Genomic DNA, 4,016 nt, shown 5'->3' on the forward strand with positions numbered 1-4,016 from the left:
CCATTACGCTCGCAATGTACAACGAGTAAAAGCGTACGCAATGTATTTATCAGTGATTACTTTTTTGATTTGAAAAGAGGACGAGAACATTATCGGACCGATCAATATAAAGAAGCAAGGCAAAAACGTTGGTTAATCGAGCGCCGTCACGCGGACAAGGTAAGAAATCATGGACTACGGCGTAGTCGGTATCGTGGGACAGAAAGAACTGGGATCCATTCACTCATGAGTACAATAGCCTCCAACATAAAAAGGATGAGTAAGCTAATTGGTCAAAAACAATCACGGGAGAAGTCTGTCCATTTGATGGTTACATAAACAAAAAGATCGAAAGGCAGAGGTGTACTTGCCTTAATAACGCTCAATCAGGGCATCATTTAGTCCCCATGCGCTCCAAATCCCCCATATTATGTAAAATGCCATTTTTTCANAATCACGGGAGAAGTCTGTCCATTTGATGGTTACATAAACAAAAAGATCGAAAGGCAGAGGTGTACTTGCCTTAATAACGCTCAATCAGGGCATCATTTAGTCCCCATGCGCTCCAAATCCCCCATATTATGTAAAATGCCATTTTTTCAGCCTCGTTTTTCGGAGGTCTCCCTTGAGGAGCACCGGTGATCGGATTCCTTACTTTTCCTTCTTCCATAATGCCTGATTTTAGCCATTTACGAATTAGCTTCAGGACTCTACGGTCATTGACTCGTTGCTCGACGAGTTTCATCAACTTCTCTTGGTTGATGTTGTCAAAGTACCCTTGGATATCGACGTCGACTACCCAAAAACACTTCTTACTCGCTTTCCTTATCTTTGCCGTGGCTTGTTTGGCATTCCGTTTCGGTCGGAATCCAAATGAGCTCTCTTGAAAGTCAGCTTCAAAAATGGGTTCGATCACCATTTTCGTTGCCATTTGGGCGACTCGGTCTTTAATCGTAGGAATCCCCAGTGGGCGTTTCTTTCCATTTTCTTTTGGAATATACGTTCTTAGGACAGGACTCGGGTTATATTCCTTCTCTTTTAACTCCTCAAAGAGTTCATTCATGAATTTCTTTTCCCCATATTCGGATACGATCTTCTCAATCGTCTGTCCGTCTACACCGCCACTGCCTTTCTTACGCTTTACCCGTTCCCAAGCTTCCCACAAAAGATCAGGTCGGTAGATTTTGTCATATAACGCATGAAACCTGCGAGTTGGACTTTCCTTGGCACAAAGGTATAATGTTTTCCAGAGTTCTTGAGCGTTTCCTTTATTGGTGTCGTTAGCCATTTTCTTGGCATTCACTGACTCGTACCTCCTTCTAACGTATAAACAAAGTAGGGTATTGGCCTTTTGCCGCCCTTCCCTAGACAACGTTGTGTTGTCGTTGTCATCCTTGGTACTATGGCCCCCTCCGACTCCCTCTCATCCATCTGCCATTTCGTTGATCACTTATAGGCTTCTGCTTTACTTTCCCATGAAAGTGATGAGGAGGGTATCCCCAGTTCCGTTATCTACTTTCTCAACATACCGCTCCCTATACCCCGATGGATTCTTAAGTGTTGTCTCCAAGTTCTTCACACCGTCCATGGTCTTCGCCTCCACGCTCTAGGCTCGACTTCCATTTGTCCTCTTTTAAGGGGCATAATTGACGAGGCGGCAGGATTCACTTGATGTTACGGTCTGTTGATTTGCTCGCATTTCATTAAGAAACGCTTTGTCACNAAGGGGCATAATTGACGAGGCGGCAGGATTCACTTGATGTTACGGTCTGTTGATTTGCTCGCATTTCATTAAGAAACGCTTTGTCACAGAGCTTCAACCTTAGGATTTCTCCACCAGCTGTCTGTCAGCTACTGAGCGTCTTGGCACTTACTCAGGTTGGACTTTCACCAACGAGCAATTAACGGCTTGCTGGGCACGCAACGTGTAAAATAAAAACCACCCGTTATCACGGGTGGTTTATTTTGAAAAAGGGACTGACATTACAAAATGCCAGTCCCTCCCCTTGCTATTGTTTACACACGTACTTTACTTTGGAAGCTTTCTTCAAATTCCTTTAAAATACCAGGTTCAATCGATTCTAATGCTTCTGCGGCGTGTTCCATTGCTTCTTCGTATTGATACGACCGGAAGGCTTGTTCAGCTTCAGAAAGCTTCACTGCAGCTGAAATATATCTGCTGCGGTAGCGATTGCCATACTGGATTAATCGTTCTGCCCAAATTGCGCGGTCAACTAATTGAATGGTTGCTGAATGTACTTCATCTACTGCTTCCTCCGCACCAATTAATTGATTCAAGACATCGGCCATTTGAAGCGGTTTGTCATTCAATTTCGAGGAAACCGATTGAAGCTTGTATTCTGCATCCCGAAGTGATTCAAAATAGCTTTCAGGAAGCCCTGGCAAATTGTTACGGTGTACCTCCTTATTTGCATCATTCAACTTTCTGCGGAACTCTTGGATTTTCTCAACTGCATCAAGTTCATCTTTACGCAGGTTTTGTAATTTCTCTTTATAAATTTCAGTCATTTCTTTTAGCTCTTCTAACTGTTTGATCACGGTTGTAAACATCTCTTTAATAGCGGTAAAAGACTGATTTTCTTCTTCGATCGAGTGATAACAGGTAGAAACACGTTTTTGAATCTTATCGAACGATTCTTCGAGGAGTTCTTGTAAGTCAAGGTTCTCTTGTTCAATTTGATAACTTAATCGAACTACATTTGTTTCTTCCTTTATTTCCTGAAGCTCAATATTAAGATCTTCAACATCCTTCTTAACTTCAGCGCCTTCAGTTACAACATATTGCTTCGCCAGGACTTCGGATTCTAGCATATCGTACAGTTCTTCAATTTTGTTATTCAACTGTTCAATCTCTTCTGTAGCTTCTTCTATTTCTATTCCATTTACCTTTTCACTAATAAGAGTATAGGCATAATCAACAACATCTAATTCCTTTTCAATACCAAGTTGATCAATCCGATAGCCTTGCTCTGACATGTCGGTTAAGCCTTGTTTTAATTCTTTAATCATAGCAGGAATTTCTGATTGTAGCTGATAGAGGAGATCTGGAATAACATCAAGTTTGTATTGCAAATCTCTTAACTTTTCATCAAGCTGTACAATGTATGTACGTGCAGCAATATGATTACCATTCTCCGTCTCTTCATTGTAATTGGTAAAATCAGTAGAGATATCTTCCAGATTAGCTTCAAAAGTTTCCGCTAAGGAGCCAAGTGCACGTTGTTGTGTCAACAAGTGCTTTCGTAATTCCTTATATGTCTCTCTCATTTCGGCAATTTCCTTACGATTTAACTCTTCACTTTTTACAAGCTCATCTATCTCACTGGAAATTACGCCGATTTTTTCTTCTATATTGAAGATCGTGCGTCTTGTTTCTGCCAATATTCCGCGGGCCTTTTTAAACCGGTATTTATCTGCCGCTTCCTCAGCATCGAAAAGGTTTTCTTCAAGATCAGGTAATTGAGAAGCTACAATATCATCCCAGTCGGCCCGCCAGCTCTCGAACTTCTTCTCTGTTTCCCCAATCATTTCAAGCGTTTTGACCTTAGCAATCTCTTCCGACAATGGCTTGTTCATTAGATTCATTTTCTCTGTTTCAAGATGGTCGATTTGATCATAAACCTTTTTTCTAGAATATGTACCAAAACCGATTAAGACCGACACAACAACAATCAGTGCAATAAAAAAATATATCATAGGGACCATCCTTTCTTCCCTTTTCTAATATGTATAATAAACTTAATTTTAATATCGACAAACTTTATCATTTTTCGCCAAAATCCATGTAGTTTCGGCGTTCGTCATAACTACTATAATACCATGTATAACAATTTTTTTAACTACATTTTTTCAAAAAAATGATAAAAAAATTGCTTCGTGAATTGCAATATTAAATGCAACACCCTATAAGGCCATAGGGAGAACCTCCGTTGTGTAGCTTTGGTGGCCTAGGCCACCAAAGCTACACAACTTTCGAAAAATTCATCCGGTGTCTGGTAGTCTAAAATTTTCCGCGG

4 protein-coding genes are annotated in these 4,016 nt (G+C 40.8%); 1 reads left to right on the forward strand and 3 read right to left on the reverse strand.

Going from position 1 to position 4,016, the window contains the following annotated elements:
* Positions 1-318, forward strand: a 318-nt coding sequence (locus NON16_RS25175; RefSeq protein ID WP_257352365.1) for a transposase, incomplete at its 5' end; no start/stop codon positions are given.
* A gap of 184 nt (positions 319-502) precedes the next feature.
* Here NON16_RS25175 and NON16_RS25180 read toward each other — a convergent pair.
* The 3 genes from NON16_RS25180 to ezrA form a co-directional block, all read right to left on the reverse strand.
* Positions 503-1,282, reverse strand: a complete 780-nt coding sequence (locus NON16_RS25180; RefSeq protein ID WP_257352367.1) for a reverse transcriptase domain-containing protein — start codon at positions 1,280-1,282, stop codon at positions 503-505.
* A 162-nt stretch (positions 1,283-1,444) separates the two neighbouring features.
* On the reverse strand, positions 1,445-1,567 hold the full coding sequence (locus NON16_RS25185) for a hypothetical protein (RefSeq protein ID WP_257352369.1): 123 nt from the start codon (positions 1,565-1,567) through the stop codon (positions 1,445-1,447).
* 428 nt (positions 1,568-1,995) lie between these two features.
* Complete coding sequence (gene ezrA, locus NON16_RS25190; protein WP_257352370.1) at positions 1,996-3,696, reverse strand: septation ring formation regulator EzrA; 1,701 nt, start codon at positions 3,694-3,696, stop codon at positions 1,996-1,998.
* Positions 3,697-4,016: the final 320 nt, after the last annotated feature.

This window comes from Pseudalkalibacillus decolorationis (assembly GCF_024609785.1).
Lineage (GTDB): Bacteria > Bacillota > Bacilli > Bacillales > Fictibacillaceae > Pseudalkalibacillus > Pseudalkalibacillus decolorationis.

Coding starts and splice junctions, on each gene's coding strand:
- ezrA (WP_257352370.1), bottom strand. CDS start 3,696: ATGATATATTTTTTTATTGCACTGATTGTTGTTGTGTCGGTCTTAATC.
- NON16_RS25185 (WP_257352369.1), bottom strand. CDS start 1,567: ATGGACGGTGTGAAGAACTTGGAGACAACACTTAAGAATCCATCGGGG.